Raw genomic sequence first — 638 nt, 5'->3', positions numbered from 1 at the left:
GCTGTGGACGAGTACATCCCGACCCCGGATCGTCCGGTTGACGGCGACTTCCTGCTGCCGATCGAAGACGTGTTCTCGATCTCGGGCCGCGGTACCGTTGTAACCGGTCGTGTTGAGCGTGGTGTTGTGAACGTTGGCGACGAGATCGAAATCGTTGGCATCAAGGACACTCAGAAAACCACCTGTACCGGTGTTGAAATGTTCCGCAAGCTGCTGGATCGCGGTGAAGCCGGCGACAACGTTGGTGTTCTGCTGCGCGGTATCGACCGTGAGAAAGTTGAGCGTGGCCAGGTTCTGTGTAAGCCGGGTTCGGTAACCCCGCACACCAAGTTCGAAGCCGAGGTCTACATCCTGACCAAGGAAGAAGGCGGCCGTCACACCCCGTTCTTCGCGAACTACCGTCCGCAGTTCTACTTCCGTACCACCGACGTGACCGGTACCGTTGAGCTGCCTGCTGGCACCGAAATGGTTATGCCGGGCGACAACCTGAAGTTCAACGTCGAGCTGATCGCTCCGATCGCCATGGAAGAGAAGCTGCGCTTCGCTATCCGTGAAGGCGGCCGCACCGTTGGTTCGGGCGTTGTGTCGAAAATCATCGAGTAAGAACGCACCGCGTTCTTACGGCGACAGGTGAATTG

At 58.3% G+C, this 638-nt stretch carries 1 protein-coding gene; it reads left to right on the top strand.

Annotated elements, in window-relative coordinates; translation table 11 throughout:
• A partial coding sequence (locus EOL43_RS15290; RefSeq protein WP_240686575.1) for an EF-Tu C-terminal domain-related protein occupies positions 1 to 603 on the top strand: 603 nt, incomplete at its 5' end.
• Positions 604 to 638: the final 35 nt, after the last annotated feature.

Origin of the sequence: Aliiroseovarius marinus, assembly GCF_004360145.1 — a bacterium.
GTDB classification, from domain to species: domain Bacteria; phylum Pseudomonadota; class Alphaproteobacteria; order Rhodobacterales; family Rhodobacteraceae; genus Aliiroseovarius; species Aliiroseovarius marinus.
Note: the sequence above shows the minus strand (reverse complement) of the source record. Positions and strands in the feature narration are given on the sequence as shown.